This is a genomic window from Prauserella oleivorans (assembly GCF_042685745.1).
Classification (GTDB): Bacteria; Actinomycetota; Actinomycetes; order Mycobacteriales; family Pseudonocardiaceae; genus Prauserella_A; species Prauserella_A oleivorans.
Window position 1 is genome coordinate 4,897,630 of sequence record NZ_JBHUNT010000001.1, and the last position, 14,749, is coordinate 4,912,378.

At 69.3% G+C, this 14,749-nt stretch carries 13 protein-coding genes; 4 read left to right on the forward strand and 9 right to left on the reverse strand.

Translation table 11 applies throughout. The annotated features are described in order from the left end of the window. Window positions 1-182 precede the first annotated feature (182 nt). From ACFSZT_RS24080 to ACFSZT_RS24115, 8 genes are read right to left on the reverse strand one after another with little or no spacing between them, the layout of a single operon-like run. Window positions 183-920: an SDR family NAD(P)-dependent oxidoreductase gene (locus ACFSZT_RS24080; RefSeq protein ID WP_377383656.1), complete on the reverse strand. Its 738-nt coding sequence runs from the start codon at window positions 918-920 to the stop codon at window positions 183-185. After that, entirely contained in the window at window positions 917-2,431 is a 1,515-nt protein-coding gene (locus tag ACFSZT_RS24085; RefSeq protein WP_377383653.1) for an acyl-CoA synthetase, read from the reverse strand. Before ACFSZT_RS24085 ends, ACFSZT_RS24080 begins: the two co-directional genes overlap by 4 nt. Further along, on the reverse strand, window positions 2,431-3,213 hold the full coding sequence (locus ACFSZT_RS24090) for an SDR family NAD(P)-dependent oxidoreductase (protein WP_377383650.1): 783 nt from the start codon (window positions 3,211-3,213) through the stop codon (window positions 2,431-2,433). The genes ACFSZT_RS24085 and ACFSZT_RS24090 overlap by 1 nt, the downstream gene beginning before the upstream one ends. Before the next feature lie 13 nt (window positions 3,214-3,226). After that, window positions 3,227-3,970 (reverse strand): SDR family NAD(P)-dependent oxidoreductase, encoded by a 744-nt coding sequence (locus ACFSZT_RS24095; RefSeq protein ID WP_377383647.1) that lies wholly within the window; start codon window positions 3,968-3,970, stop codon window positions 3,227-3,229. Then, complete coding sequence (locus ACFSZT_RS24100) at window positions 3,967-4,368, reverse strand: carboxymuconolactone decarboxylase family protein (protein ID WP_377383644.1); 402 nt, start codon at window positions 4,366-4,368, stop codon at window positions 3,967-3,969. The genes ACFSZT_RS24095 and ACFSZT_RS24100 overlap by 4 nt, the downstream gene beginning before the upstream one ends. Window positions 4,369-4,378: 10 nt before the next feature. Beyond that, on the reverse strand, window positions 4,379-6,310 hold the full coding sequence (locus ACFSZT_RS24105) for a hydantoinase B/oxoprolinase family protein (protein WP_377383642.1): 1,932 nt from the start codon (window positions 6,308-6,310) through the stop codon (window positions 4,379-4,381). Continuing rightward, window positions 6,307-8,352 carry a hydantoinase/oxoprolinase family protein gene (locus ACFSZT_RS24110; RefSeq protein WP_377383639.1) on the reverse strand — a complete coding sequence of 682 codons (2,046 nt, stop codon included), beginning with the start codon at window positions 8,350-8,352 and terminating at the stop codon, window positions 6,307-6,309. The genes ACFSZT_RS24105 and ACFSZT_RS24110 overlap by 4 nt, the downstream gene beginning before the upstream one ends. Window positions 8,353-8,370: 18 nt before the next feature. Next, the gene (locus ACFSZT_RS24115) at window positions 8,371-8,634 is read right to left on the reverse strand and encodes a hypothetical protein (RefSeq protein ID WP_377383636.1); all 264 of its coding nucleotides are present in this window, start codon (window positions 8,632-8,634) and stop codon (window positions 8,371-8,373) included. 193 nt (window positions 8,635-8,827) lie between these two features. On the opposite strand from ACFSZT_RS24115, the gene ACFSZT_RS24120 reads away from it, so the two are divergent. Then, complete coding sequence (locus tag ACFSZT_RS24120) at window positions 8,828-9,484, forward strand: TetR family transcriptional regulator (RefSeq protein WP_377383634.1); 657 nt, start codon at window positions 8,828-8,830, stop codon at window positions 9,482-9,484. Window positions 9,485-9,559: 75 nt separating this feature from the next. On the opposite strand, the gene ACFSZT_RS24125 is transcribed toward ACFSZT_RS24120, so the two are convergent. Then, the gene (locus tag ACFSZT_RS24125) at window positions 9,560-11,530 is read right to left on the reverse strand and encodes an alpha-ketoacid dehydrogenase subunit alpha/beta (protein ID WP_377384176.1); all 1,971 of its coding nucleotides are present in this window, start codon (window positions 11,528-11,530) and stop codon (window positions 9,560-9,562) included. Window positions 11,531-11,647: 117 nt separating this feature from the next. Between ACFSZT_RS24125 and ACFSZT_RS24130 the strand changes: the two genes are divergently transcribed. From ACFSZT_RS24130 to ACFSZT_RS24140, 3 genes are read left to right on the forward strand one after another with little or no spacing between them, the layout of a single operon-like run. After that, window positions 11,648-12,706: an alcohol dehydrogenase catalytic domain-containing protein gene (locus tag ACFSZT_RS24130; protein WP_377383631.1), complete on the forward strand. Its 1,059-nt coding sequence runs from the start codon at window positions 11,648-11,650 to the stop codon at window positions 12,704-12,706. Window position 12,707: 1 nt separating this feature from the next. Next, window positions 12,708-13,859, forward strand: a complete 1,152-nt coding sequence (locus ACFSZT_RS24135) for an acyl-CoA dehydrogenase family protein (protein ID WP_377383628.1) — start codon at window positions 12,708-12,710, stop codon at window positions 13,857-13,859. 26 nt (window positions 13,860-13,885) lie between these two features. After that, a complete protein-coding gene (locus tag ACFSZT_RS24140) occupies window positions 13,886-14,650 on the forward strand; it encodes a crotonase/enoyl-CoA hydratase family protein (RefSeq protein ID WP_377383625.1) in 765 nt (254 codons plus the stop codon). Window positions 14,651-14,749: the final 99 nt, after the last annotated feature.

Consider the following 14,749-nt stretch of genomic DNA (forward strand, 5'->3'; position numbering starts at 1 on the left):
CTTATGGCTGGCGGAGGCGCCCGAGGCCGTGTCTGCCGCTCAGGTAGCCGTGTCCGCCGCTGGCGTAGCCGTGTCCGCCGCTCGCGAAGCGCACGCCCGGCACGTTCATCGCGCGGGTGGCCGCCGGGCGGTCAGGCCTGGCCAGAAGCGCCCGCCCGTGGGCATACGGCGCGGCGGGCCGGTCAGCGGGCGGTCCAGCCTCCGTCGACGTAGAGGGTGCTGCCGGTGACGTAGGACGACGCGTCGCTGGCCAGGAACACGGCCGCACCAGCGAGTTCGGTGGCCTCTCCCACCCGCGCCTGGGGCACGGCGCTCGTGATGACCTCGCCCCACCGACTGCGCAGCAGCCCGTCGGAGAGGTCGGTCGCGAAGTAGCCGGGCGCGAGGGCGTTGACGCGCACCCCACGGTCCGCCCACTCGACGGCGAGGACCCGGGTGAGCGCCTCGACCCCACCCTTGCTGGCGGCGTAGGCGGCGATCCGCTGGAACCCGGTCGTGCCGTGCACCGACGAGACGTTGACGATGCTGCCGCCGCCCTGCTCCAGCATCCGCCTGCCCACGGCGCGACAGCAGAAGAACGTGCCGTCGAGGTTCACCTCGAGCACGCGCCGCCAGTCGTCGTCGGTCACCGATTCGCTGCGTGTGAAGCTCGGACTGATGCCGGCACAGTTGACGAGGACGTCGATGCGCCCGATGCGGTCGGCGCAGTCCTCGACGAACGCGGCGTCGTCGACCGAGCCGGGCAGCACCACGGTGTCGGGTCCGGTTTCCTGCGCCAGCGAGCGCAGGTCCGCGGCCGTGCGCGACGTCACCGCGAGCCGTGCGCCCGCCCGGGCCAGCGCAAGCGCCATCGCCCGGCCGAGTCCCTTCCCCGCTCCGGTGACCCACGCGGTTTTGCCGGTGAGATCGAACTCGCTCACGCGATCACCGGCAGCGTGCGCAGATCCCGCTTCAGCACCTTGCCCGACGGCGTCCGCGGGAGCTCGTCGAGGAAGTGCACCTCGGCGGGCACCTTGAACTTCGCCAGCCGCTCCCGGCAGAACTCCACCAGCCCGGCCGCGTCGAGCGACGACCCCGGCTTGGTTACGACATAGGCCTTCGGCACCTCGCCCCAGCGCTCGTGGGGAATCCCCACCACCGCCGCCTCGACGACGTCCGGGTGCTCGTACAGCACGCGCTCCACCTCGGGAGTGGCGATGTTCTCGCCGCCCGACACGATCATGTCCTTCTTCCGGTCCTCCACGTAGAGGTAGCCGTCCTCGTCGACCCGTCCGACGTCCCCGGTGTGGAACCAGCCGTCCCGCAGCGCCCGTGCCGTCGCCTCCGGATCCCGCCAGTACCCGGCGAACACCTTCGGGCCGGACAGCGTGATCTCGCCCAGCGCGCCCCGAGGCACCTCGTTGCCCTGATCGTCCACGATCCGTACCTGCGTGTGCACCACCGGCCTGCCGACGGATCCGACTTTGGCCAGCATGTGCTCGGCATCGTTGAAGGTGTCGCCGGACACGGTCTCGGTGAGCCCGTAGGCGTCGGAGAACCAGGTGCCCGGGAACGCGGCGAGGATGCGTTCGATCAGCGGCTCAGGCATCTTCTCGCCACCACCGATGATGAACCGCAGCGACGAGGTGTCCCGGTCGGCCGTGTCCGGCAGTTGCAACAGCGCGTTCATCATCGACGGCGCGAGCCAGACGTTCGTCGGCCACTCGCGTTCGATCGTGTCGAGTACCTCGCGGGCGTCGAACTTCCGGAGCACGATGAGGCTGCCACCCGCGTGCAGCGTGCCGAGCCCGGGCAGGTCGAGCCCGCCGACGTGGTACAGCGGGCCGCACACCAGGGTCGTGTCGGCGCTCGTGAGTCCGAACTCGACAATGTGCCCGAGGTTCTTGAACAGCACGTTCCCGTGGGTGATCCGCACACCTTTCGGCCGTGCCGTGGTGCCCGAGGTGTACATCAGCCGCTGCAGGTGGTCGGCGGCGACCGGTTCCACCGGTACCGACGCACCGCTGTGCCGGGCAAGCAGATCCTCATAGGACACCCAGCCGTCCAGCGGTGCCGCCCCGACCAGCAGTCGCCGCCGGGGAGCGATGCCGTTCACGGCGGCGACGAACTCGCGTTCGCTCACGATCGCGGCCGCCTCGGAGTGGGTGAGAATGTACTCCCACTCCGACGGCGACAGGCGGTAGTTCAGCGGCAGGAACGCGGCTCCGATGCGGTTGAGCGCGAACACCGTCTCGATGAACTCGATGTGGTTGTACAGCAGGACAGCGACGATGTCGCCGGACTCGATGCCGAGGTCGCGAAAGCCCGCTGCGAGGGCGTTGACCCGGTCGAGGAACGTCCGGTTGGTGACCCGCCGATCGCCTTGTGCCAGTACCACCTTGTCCGGGTAGCGGCTCGCGTTGTGGTCGGCGATGCTCGCGAAGTTGTACATCAGCCCTCCCGGGTGTGAAAGCTGTGGAGCTCCCCGCCCGCGTTGCCCCAATGGATCGTGCTGATCATGCCGCCGTCCACGACGAGGTCGGTGCCCGTGACGAAGTCGGCGCCCGGCCCGGCCAGGAACGCCACCGCGCGGGCGATGTCGTCCGGCTCTCCGATCCGGCCCAGCGGCGTGTTGCCCACCGTCGCCGACCGGATCGTCTCGTTCGCCAGCGTGTCCCTGTTCAATCCACTGTGGACCCCGCCTGGGCTGACCGAGTTGATCCGGATGCCCTGTTCGGCCAGTTCCGCCGCGAGTTGCCGGGTCAGCGCCAGCACGCCGCCCTTCGCCGCGGTATAGGACGAGAACCCGTAGCCGGTGTGCCCGGCGATCGACGCGATCTGCACGATCGCGCCACCACCTGCCCGCGCCATGGCCGGGACGACATGGCGCAGCATGATGAAGTACCCAGTGAGGTTGACGTCCAGCACGCGCCGCCACTCCTCGACCGAGGATTCGAGCAGCTTCTTGCGGATGATGATCCCGGCCGCGTTCACCAGCGTGCGTGGTGGTTCGGGCAGCTTGCCGACGACGGTGCGCACGGCCTCGTCGTCGGTTACGTCGACGGTGAACTCCACCGCCCGGCCACCGCGTTCCTCCACCAGCTTCCGGGTCTCGCCGGCACCGTTGAGATCCAGGAGGGCGACCACGGACCCGGTCTCGGCGAGTCGCAAGGCGCACGCTCGCCCGATTCCCGACGCGGCTCCCGTGACGACCGCACAACTCTGAGCAGACATCGATTCTCGCCTTTCAACCCATCGCGTAGCCGCCGTTGACGTCCACCACGGTCCCCGTCATATAGCTCGACGCGGGCGAGGCCAGGAACGCCGCGACACGGGCGATCTCCTCGGGACGCGCCAGCCGTCCGAGCGGGCAGTAGCCCGGGTCGTACCCCCGGCCCGCCACCATCTCCGTGTCCACCACACCCGGGGCGAGGCCGTTGGCCCTGATTCCGTTCGAGGCTTCAGTCTTCGCCAGCCACTTCACCAGCGCGTGGACGGCGCCTTTGCTGGCCACGTAGTGCGGACCGGCCAGCACACCGCCGACCTTGCCCGCCACCGAGCCGAGGCACACCACCTGACCGCCACCGTGACGCAGGAGCGGAAGGGCCGCCTGGATCGTCCACAGTGTGCCTTTGACGTTGACACCCAGCACCTGGTCCACTTCGGACTCGGACAACTCGTCGACCGACACCGTGTCGCCGTACACCGCCGCCGAGGTCACCAGCGCGTCCAGGGCAGGCAGGCTGCCGAACGCCGCCGCCACAGCCGCACGGTCGGTGACGTCGAGCCGCTCGCCCCACGCCTGACCGCCCTCGGCCTTGATCGCCCGCACTGTCTCGCCCGGGTCACGCTGGTCGACGACGGTCACCTCGGCGCCTGCTCGCGCCAGTTCCAGCGCGATCTGGGCACCAATGCCCCGGGCCGCACCGGTGACGACCGCGCGTCGGCCGGCCATGCCGGCCGGCCCCCGCGCGTCGAGCACCCCGGTCACGAGCCCTGGCCGTTGCGCTGCTCGTGTGCCGCGAGCTCCTCCATCAGGACCGGAACGCCGAGCGTGCAGGTGTGGATGCCGAGCACGCTCGTGAGCTCGAGGACCTCCATGATCTCCTCTTTGGTCGCGCCGTAGCCGAGCGCGTTGCGGATGTGCTGCCGCAGGCCGGGCTCGTACAGGTGCGTGGTGGACGCGTCGATCGCGGTGTAGATCAGCTCCCGCACCTTCGGCTCCAGCACGCCCTTGCGCCAGGGCACCGACGAGAAGTTGAGGTAGGCCTCGAAGAACTCCTGGTCGAGGCTGAGCAGTCCCTCCCAGAACTGGTTCCAGTAGCCGCGCTCGGACACGAACTTGTCGCGCAGGGCACGCTGTTCCTCGGTCAATTCCACTGCCGGCATGGGGACCTCCCTATCGTGCGGCCATCTCGGCGCGCCGCTTGTTCGTCGCTTCGACGTCGACCTGCAGACCTTCGGGGTCGTTGACCGGATCCCCGACGACGACCACGCCGTAGTCGCGGTAGGCGCCCTCGATGGTCACGTATTCGTCGCGCACGTCGGCCTTGACGCGCTCCGGATCCCGCTCGGTCGGCGAGCCCCAACCGCCGCCACCATTGGTGAGGTAACGGAAGACGGCGCGCGGCTTGGTGTGCCACACCGGGGTGCTCGCGAAGTAGAAGTACTCCCCGTTCGGGTCGACCCGCTTGGTCTGCGGGTCGAGCATCCCGGCCACCGGCGTGGAGCCCGCGTAGACGTCGTCGCCGGTGGAGATGAGGTCCTTGCTCCGGACGACGTCCACATAGTCCGGCGAGAACACCCACGTCGCGCCCAGTGCTCCGCTCTTGCCGCCGTAGACGCCGACCCCGCTGGGACGTTTCGTGTGCAGCGGGCTCGACCAGTGCTCGGCCTCGGTCAGGTACAGCGTGTCCTTCATGACCGCCGCCCCGCCGCGGTTGGTCCCGGCACCGGCGCTGTCGGCCACGTACTCCTTGCGCAGCACCACCGCCGGCAACTCCGACTCGATGGCCTCCGTGGCCGGGTCGAGGTTGTTCGCCTGGTACATCACCGAATAGCTGTCCGCATCGCCCGCTTCGGTGGCGCCCCAAGGCCCGTGCTCGCCACCGCACTGCGCGGTGGTGACCCACGGCGTCCCGTCCTCGAGGACACCGTTGGCGTTGTGGATGTTCAGCGAGCCGTAGTCACCACCCACGGCCTTGCGGCCCAGCGCCTTCTCCAGCGCCCGGAACAACGCGAGCACCACCGGGCCGGTGCTCTCCCAGTACAGGAAGACCGCACCGTCCGGAGGCGTGGCACTGATGAAGGTGCCAGCAGGAAGGACGATGTCGATGTCCCGGTAGGCACCCGAGGTGAAGGGGGTTTCCGGGTCGATGAGGAACTTCAGCGCGACACCGACCGCGGTCTTCGTGTCCAGGATGCCGGCGTTGATGCTGGTGCGCGCCTGCGGGGACGTGCCGCTGAAGTCGAGCTCCATGTGCGGCCCGGCCTTGGTGATCTTCACCTTGAGCCGGTACTCGATCGAGTCGTCGATGCCATCGCAGTCGATGCCCTCCTCTGCCTCGTACACGCCGTCGGGCAGCTCCAGCAGCGCGGTGCGCATCGCCTCCGCCGACACGTCCGTGCTGTACCGGATCGCACCCAGGTACGCCTCGACGCCGTACCGTTGCACGCTCTCGAGGATCAGCTGCTCGCCCAGAAGCAGGTTCGCGTAGATCGTCTTGATGTCGGGCAGCAGCAGCGCGCAGTAGCGGGCGTTGTCGAAGATGAGGTTGAACGCCGACTTCACCGGCTTGTTGTCCTGGTACAGCAGGGTCGGCGCGATGACGAGGCCGTTCTCGTAGACGTTGCGCTTGGTGCCGCTGAAGCCGGCGGGCACCACGCCACCCATGTCGAGCTGGTGCGCGCGCAGGGTGACGAACGAGATCAGCTTCCCCTCGTGGAAGACCGGCCGGATGAAGCAGATGTCGTTCACGTGGTTGCCGGCGCGATACGGGTCGTTGCAGATGACGACGTCGCCCGGACGCAGGTTCTCCGGGCCGTATTCCTCGATGGTGTTGCGCACGGCCTCGGACATGGTCCCGAGGAACATCGCGAGGCTGTTGCTCACCGACGACATCGGGTAGTTCTGCTCCGGCGGCCCGGAGATGGTCGCCGCGAAGTCGTACCAGTCGCGGAGGATGAGCGAGAAGGCGTTGTTCAGCAGTCCGGTGCACATGTGCTGCACGATGTAGCGCATCCGGCTGGACAGCACCGACGCGGTGAACCGGTCCGCGCCGTAGCGTGCGACGAAATCGGCGTCGCTGAGTTCCTTGAGTGTGTCGGTCATCGATCCGTCCCTTCAGCCTTACGGATGCGCAGCTCACCGAACTCGCCCACGGTGGCCACCTGTCCGGGGACCAGGAACGTGGTCGACAACGGCTCGCGAATCACGGCAGGACCGGCGATCCGGTCGCCCGCGCGGAGGTCCTCGCGCTGGTACTCCGCCGCCTCGACCTCGCTGTCGGTGAGGTAGCGGATGGTCAGCGACCGGGTGGGCGTCGGCTGCTCGCCGTCCTCGCGCGCCGGCAGCCGCGGATAGTCCACCTTGTCCGACGTGACGACAGCCTGGACGCGGTAGGTGACCCCCTGCACCGGCAGCGCCTCGAACTTGTTCCCCGACCGCTCGGCGTAGGCCTCGTGGAAGTTCGCGACCATCTGATCGACCTCGGTGGCCGTGATCGTGCCGCCGGGCACCGAGATGAACGGGGTCTCCCAGGTCTGCCCGGCGAGCCGGCCGTCGAAGCTGCGCACGAACGTCACGTTGCCGCGGTCCTTCTCGCGCAGCCGTTCCGACAGTCGCTGTTCCATCGAGCGGTACACCTTGTCGATCGACTCGGCAGCCTCTGCGGTGAGGATCGTGTAGGCACTGCGGCTGTCGGCGTAGACGAGGTCGGAACTGACGAGTCCCAGCGCGGAGAACAGCCCGGGGTGCGGCGGGACGATCACCTCGGCGGCGTGCACCAGGTCCAGCACGGCAGGCAGCAGCATCGGACCCGCGGCGCCGTAGGCGACCAGGCTGTAGTCGCGCGGGTCCACGCCGTGCTGGATGGCGATGTTGACCACGCCCTCGGCGATGTTGTTGATGCCGATGTTGAACGCGTAGCTGACCCGCTGCTCGAAGGAAAGGTTGGTGTCGAGCTCCTCGAACGCCTGCCGGGACAGCGCGGGATCGAGCTTCATCCGACCGCCGGCGAAGCCGTCCGGGTCGATGATGCCCATCAGCAGGCAGGTGTCGGTCATCGTGGGCTGCTTGCCGCCGATGCCGTAGCAGGCCGGTCCGGGGTCGGCTCCCGCACTGCCCGGGCCGACCTTGAGCTCGCCGGCCGGGCTGATGGTGACCAGGCTGCCGCCACCGGCGCCGATGCTGGAGATCTCGTTCGAGAGAGCGTTCACGATGAGGTCGTGTTCCAGCTCGAACGTCGTGTTCACGAACGGGTCGCCGTCGGTGACCATGCTGATGTCGCACGACGTGCCGCCGACATCGGCACACAACAGGTTCTTCGCCCCGATCATGCTTCCGAAGTGGGCACTCGACACGGTACCCGCGGCCGGGCCGGCGAAGACGACGCGGAAGGGGTGCTCCATCGCGACGTCCGAGCGGACGAGCTGAGCCGCGCAGTCGGCGAAGTTGAGGTCACCGGTGAAGCCGAGGTCGCGCAGGCCGGCGTCGAGCCGCGCGGTGTAGTCGCTGTAGATGAGCCTCATGAAGACGTCGATCACGGTGGTCGACGCCCGCGCGAACTCCTTCGCCAGCGGCGACACCTCGCTGGAGATCGACACCGGGATGTCGCCGAGCTCCTCGTGCACGAGCTGCCGCAGCCGCTCCTCGTGGTGGTGGTTGACGTAGGCGTTGAGGAGGCAGATCGCGACTCCCTCCACACCGCACCGGCGCAGCACGGCCAGTTCCGCGCGGGTCTGTTCCTCGTCCAGCGGGATCAGGACCCCGCCGTCGGCGGTCAGGCGCTCGCGGATGCCACGGCGCAGGTAGCGCGGGACGAGCGGCCGGTTCGCGTCGCCGTAGGACCGGCGCCACTTCGGGTTCATCAGCCCCTCGATCGGCCGCCAGGTGCGGCCGACGTCGAGGATGTCGCGGTGACCCATTGTGGTCAGGAACGCGATCTTGGGAAGGCGGCGCGTGATGATGGCGTTCAGGCCGTGGGTGCTGGCGTGGTTGAAGACCTCCGCCGCGGCCACGCCGATCTCCTCGGCACCCTGCAGCACACCGCGTTCGGTGGTGCGAACGTCGGTGGCCACCTTGACTGTCTTGATCTGTCCATTCTCGATCGCCACCACGTCCGTGAACGTGCCGCCGACGTCGACTCCGATCATGATTTCTGCTCCTGTCAGTTAAACGTCGAGACCGGCGGAGGTCAGGGTGATCGGTCCCAGGAGATGCCAGGGCTCCCTGGCGACCGAGACGAGGGTCTTCTGGTGCTTGACCACCAGATACCAGCCGCCCTCCGACAGCACCGGATAGCGGCGGAAGTCCGATGCGGTGGATCCCGGGAAATCGCGGGCGAGGTCGACACCGAGCGAACGCAACTCCTCTTCCGACACCTGCTCCCGAGGAACGGAGATTCCTTGCGGCACGGCGGTTTCTTGATCACTCACGGGGTTCACCTCGTTGTGGTCGCCTGGTGCTGAGTTTCGTGTACCAGTCGGTCTAATAAACCGTGACGGAAAGCACTGTAGGACCCGGAGGCCACCCTGACAAGCCCGGACCGGGTGAGTGGAGAAAAGACGACCGGTGCGTGGGAGGAGCCGTGCTCCGCGGACGCGGGAGAAGCGCATAGGCTACGGAGTCATGCCGAGACCACCAGGCCACGGGCCGGGTTACGAGACCAAGCGTCAGGAGATCATCGACCAGGCGGCCGAACTGTTCGCCAAGCAGGGCTACGCGGCGACCGGGATCGCCGAGCTCGGCCAGGTCACCGGCCTCGCCAAGGGGGCGCTCTACTACTACATCGGGTCGAAAGAGAAGCTCCTGGTGGAGATCCAGGACCGCGTACTGCGGCCGCTGCTGTCGGAGGCCCGGCGCATCGCGGCACTGGACGAGGACCCGGTCCTGCGCCTGCGCCTGCTCTCCGAGACGCTGCTCGAGATCATCCTGCGCCGGCTCGACCACATCTGGGTCTACGAGCACGACTACCGGCACCTGCGCGGGGCCAATCGTGCGCGGCTGCTGCGGCAGCGGCGCGAGTTCGAGAAGATCGTGCAGAACCTGCTGATCGCGGCCATGGAGTCGGGTGCGTTCCGGAAAATGGACCCGCGCCTGGCCATGCTGCAGTTCCTCAACATGCACAACCACACCTACCAGTGGGCCCGGCCGGGCGGCGAGTGGGACGCGGAGTTCCTGGCCCGCGAGTACTGCGCGACGTTGATCTCCGGCTTCCGCAGCCCCGACTACGACGCCGACGACCTCGAGGACCGCGTGCGGCGCTTCCGCGAACGCGAGAGCTGACGACGCGACGCCGCGACCCGCCGGGCCGGCGGGGTCACGGGCCCGACGGGTCGCGGCGACGGCGACGGCGACGGCTCAGTCCAGCACGGACCGGCGCACCGCCCGCGCGATGCGCTCCCGCGTGGGCAGCCACGCCTGCTCGAGAGACGGTGCGTAGGGCGCGGGCGTGTGCTCGGCGCCCACCCGTGCGACCGGTGCGTCCAGCGCCCAGAATCCCTGCTCCGCCGCGACCGCGGCCAGCTCGGCACCGACACCGAACCGCTCGACCGCCTGATGCGCGATCACCAGCCGGTTGGTCTTGGCCAGCGACCGCAGGACGGTCTCGGTGTCCAGCGGGGCGATCGTGCGCAGATCGATCACCTCGACGCTGATGCCCTCCTGCGCCAGTTCCTCCGCCACGGCGGAGCACTCGTGCACGAGCTTCGAGTACGACACGAGTGTGACGTCGGTACCCTCCCGCCGGATCGCCGCACGCCCCAGGGGCACCAGATGGCCGGGCTCCGGCCGGGGACCTTTGCGGCCGTACAGCAACCGGTTCTCCACGAACACCACCGGGTTGGGGTCCCGGATCGCCGCCCGCAACAGACCGTAGGTGTCCGACGGCGTCGACGGCATCACCACGGTCAGTCCCGGAATGTGCGCCAGCAGCGCCTCCAGGCTCTGCGAATGCTGGCTGCCCGATGACCTGCCCGCGCCGAACTGTGTCCGCACCACCATGGGCAGGCTGGCCGCGCCGCCCGTCATGAAGCGGAGCTTGGCCGCCTGGTTCATCAACTGGTCGAGGCACACGCCGATGAAGTCGAAGTACATCAGCTCCACCACCGGGCGCAGGCCCGCCATGGCCGCGCCCACGGCGGTACCGACCACGGCGCTCTCCGAGATCGGGGTGTCGCGGACGCGGCCCGGATACTTCTCGGCCAGTCCGCGGGTGAGCCCGAAGACGTTGCCCCCGGCGCCGACGTCGATGCCGGCCAGGAAGACGTCGCTGTCGGCCGCGAGCTCGTGGTCGAGGGCCTCGCGCACCGCGTCCATCGTGCGGAAGACCTCGCCGGTGGGCTCGGGCGGTTCGGGCACCGGCTCCCGTGGCACGCCGACGTAGTGGTGCAGCGTCTCCGGTGCCGGCTCCTCGGCCGCCTTGGCCTCGGTGACGGCCTTGTCGACGACCTCGTCGATCTCGCGGTCGATGGTCGCCACGACCTCGGGGTCCAGCCGCCGGGCCAGCAGGGTGAGCGGGTCGCGGGCCTTCCACTCCTCGAGCTCGGAGGCGTCCCGGTATCGCTCCGGGTCGCCCTCGTAGTGGCCGTGCCAGCGGTAGGTCTCGGCCTCGAGCAGGACCGGACCGCCACCGTCGCGCAGCTCGCGCACCAGCCCGGAGACCGTCTCGGCGACCGCCACGACGTCGTTGCCGTCGACCCGCGCGAAGTCCACGCCGTAGCCGCGGGCGCGGTCGGCCAGTGTCGCCCGGTGCTGGTCGGTGGCCGGGGAGAACTCGGCGTAATGGTTGTTCTCGCAGCAGAAGATCACCGGGAGCTGCCACACGGCCGCGAGGTTCACCGCCTCGTGGAACATGCCCTGGGCGACGGCGCCGTCGCCGAAGAACGCGAGCACGACACCGCCCTCGGCGCGCAGCTGCGCGGCGGTCGCGGCGCCGACCGCGATCGGCAGGCCCGCCGCCACGATTCCGTTGGCACCGAAGATTCCCTTGCGCGGGTCGGCGATGTGCATCGAACCGCCACGGCCCTGGCAGGTTCCCGTACGCCGCCCCATCAGCTCGGCGAACATGCCGGTCACATCGAGTCCCTTGGCGATGCAATGGCCGTGCCCGCGATGGGTCGACGTCACCACGTCCCGGTCGTCCAGCGGCCAGCAGGCGCCGACCGCGGTCGCCTCCTGACCGATCGAGAGGTGCAGGAAGCCGGGGATCTCGTTGGTGCGATACAGGCGCGAGGCGCGATCCTCGAACTGCCGGATGAGCCGCATTCGCCGGTACATCGCGCAGAGCGTGTCGAGGTCGGCGGAAAGCTCGCTCTCCCGAGTGGAAGTCATCACGATTTGCCCTTGCCTTGGCGTGGGTTCTCCCCGCTCCCCTTGACATCGAGCGAGGAACCATGATTCTTGTACCGACTGTTCGAAAAAACAACTCCACGCTCGAAGGTGGTCGAGATGCACGCCCTGCGCTGGCACGGCCGAGGCGACCTACGCCTCGACGAGGTGCCCGAACCAGACGCGCCCGTGCCCGGCGAGGCGGTGGTCGAAGTCTCCTACTGCGGGATCTGTGGCACCGACCTGCACGAGTACCTGCACGGCCCGAACCTGATCCGCACGGGCCGCCATCCGCTCACGGGCGTGGAGCCGCCGCTCACCCTCGGCCACGAGTTCAGCGGCCGGATCGTGGCTCTGGGCGCTCCGGTGCCGGGCGTGGACGTCGGCACGCGCGTCACGGTCGACCCCTGCCTGCGCTGCGGCACGTGCCGGTGGTGCCGCCAGGGCGAGTACCACATCTGCGCCAAGGGCGGCTCCGTCGGACTGGCCTCGCCAGGTGCGTTCGCGCGGTACGTCACCGTGCCGGCGGACGGGCTCGTGCCGATTCCCGACGGCGTGTCCGACCGGATCGCCGCCCTCGCCGAGCCGCTCGCCGTCGGCCTGCACGCGGTGCGGCGGGCGGCCCTCCAGCCCGGCGACAACGTCCTGCTGCTCGGTGCGGGCCCCATCGGCATCGCCGTCCTCCTGGCGTTGAAGCTGGCCGGCGCGGCCGGGATCTACGTCAGCGAGCCACTGCCGGAACGGGCAGCTCGTGCCGCCGAGATCGGCGCGACCGAGGTGTTCGACCCCACGGCCTGCGACGTGCGCCGCGAGGTGTTCCTGCGCACCGGCCGGGTCGGACCCGACGTCGTGGTGGAGGCGACCGGCCGCCCGGACCTCGTGGAGCTGGCCGTGCGGACGGTCCGCCGCGGCGGCCGGGCCGTGCTCGCGGGCATCAGCGGAGAGGCGGCCTCGCTGCCGATCACCCAGATCGTCCCCTTCGAACGCACGATCCTCGGCTCGCTCGGCTACAACTTCGACATCCCCCGCGTCCTCGACCTCATCGCGACCGAACGACTCGACCCGACGCCGCTGCTGAGCGGGGTGCGCTCGCTGGCGGACGGGCTCTCCGCGTTCGCCGAACTCGACGCCGACCGTGGCAGGCATCTGAAGATCCTGCTCGCCCCCGAGGAGCATTGACATGGATTTCGACCTGCCCGAGGAAACCGTCGCCCTGCAACGGATGTGCCGTGACTTCGCGGCGAAGGAGATCGCCCCGTACGCGGCCGAGTGGTCGGAGCGGGAGCATTTCCCGGCCGAGGTGTTCCACAAACTCGGCGAGCTCGGACTCATGGGAATGCTCGTCGACGAAGCCTACGGCGGCGCGAACGCCGGGTACGTCGCCTATGTCGCGGCCATGGAGGCCCTCGGGGAGGCCGACCAGTCGGTGGCCTCGGCGTGGAACGCGCACTCGACCATCGCGTCCCTGCCGCTGGCGACGTTCGGTACCGAGGAGCAGAAGCAACGCTGGCTCGTGCCCCTCGCGACGGGCCGCAACATCGGCGCCTTCGGGCTCACCGAACCGGCAGCCGGGTCGGACGCCGCCGGTATCCGGACCCAGGCGCGGCGAACGGACGACGGCTGGGTTCTCAACGGCACCAAGATGTTCATCAGCAACGCGGGCACCGAGATGAGCCTCGGCGTCACCGTGCTTGCCGTGACCGGCACGAACGCGGACGGCAAGAAACGCTACGGCACCTTCTTCGTTCCCGACGGCACGCCGGGATACGAGAAGGGGCAACGGCTTCGCAAGCTCGGCTGGCACGCGCTCGACACGCGGGAGCTGGTGTTCAAGGACTGCTGGCTGCCCGACGATCACCTCATCGGCGAGGAGGGCAACGGCCTGCGGCAGTTCCTCGCGGTGCTCGATGCCGGGCGCATCAGCGTCGCCGCGCTCGGGTTGTCACTCGCGCAAGCAGCGCTCGGCCTGGCGGTGAAGCACGCCTCGGAGCGGGAACAGTTCGGGCGTCCGCTGAATGCGTTCCAGGCCGTGGGGCACAAGCTGGCCGACATGGCGACCGAGATCGAAGCCGCGCGGTGCCTCGTGTACCGGGCGGCGTGGCTGGGCGATCAGGGCCGGCCGTTCGGCCAGGCGGCCGCGATGGCCAAGCTGTACGCCTCCGAGGTCGCCAACCGCGCGGCAAGCGCCAGTGTGCAGATCCACGGCGGCTACGGCTACATCCGCGAATCGGAGATCTCGCGCTTCTACGCCGACGCCAAGATCCTCGAGATCGGCGAGGGCACCAGCGAGGTCCAGCGCAACGTGATCGCCAAGTCGCTGCGGGCGAGCTGAGCCGCGGCTTGAAGGGAAGGACTGTCATGACCGACACCGTGCGCGCCGAGCGTCGCGGGCCGCTGCTCGTCGTCACCATCGACCGGCCGGACGTGCGCAACGCCATCAACGCCGAGGTCAGTGAAGGCGTCGCCGCTGCCGTGGACGAGCTCGACGATCACGACGAGCTGGTGCTGGGCATCCTCACAGGTGCGGGCGGCACGTTCAGCGCCGGTATGGACCTCAAGGCGTACCTGCGCGGCGAGAAGGTGGTCCTGCCCGGCCGGGGTCTGGCGGGCATGACGGAACGGCCACCGCGCAAACCGATGATCGCGGCCGTCGAGGGCTACGCGCTGGCCGGCGGGTGTGAGCTCGTGCTCGCCTGCGATCTCGTCGTCGCGGCGGAGAACGCCCAGTTCGGGATTCCCGAGGTCGCCCGCGGTCTCGTCGCCGCGGCGGGCGGCCTGATCCGGTTGCCACAGCGCATTCCGCGGAACCTGGCCATGGAACTCGCGCTGACCGGCGACCGCTTCTCCGCCGTCGACGGCCACCGCTACGGACTGGTCAACCACCTGACCCCGCCGGGCCAGGCCCTGGAGACGGCGATCATGCTGGCCGAGCGGATCGCCGCCAACGCGCCCCTCGCCGTCCGGGCGAGCAAGGAGATCATCACCCGCTCCGCGGACTGGTCGAGTGAGGAGGCGTTCCACCACCAGCGGGCGATCGCCGACCCGGTGTTCGACTCCGACGACGCCCGCGAGGGCGCCCGGGCGTTCGCGGAGAAGCGCCCACCCCGCTGGTCGGGCACGTAGCATGGTCTCCATATCGCTGGCCGGCGCAAGCCGTGATCGAGCACGCTTCCACGCCGGCGATGGCAGAGCGCTGAACGCGCACAGTAACCACATCGGGTC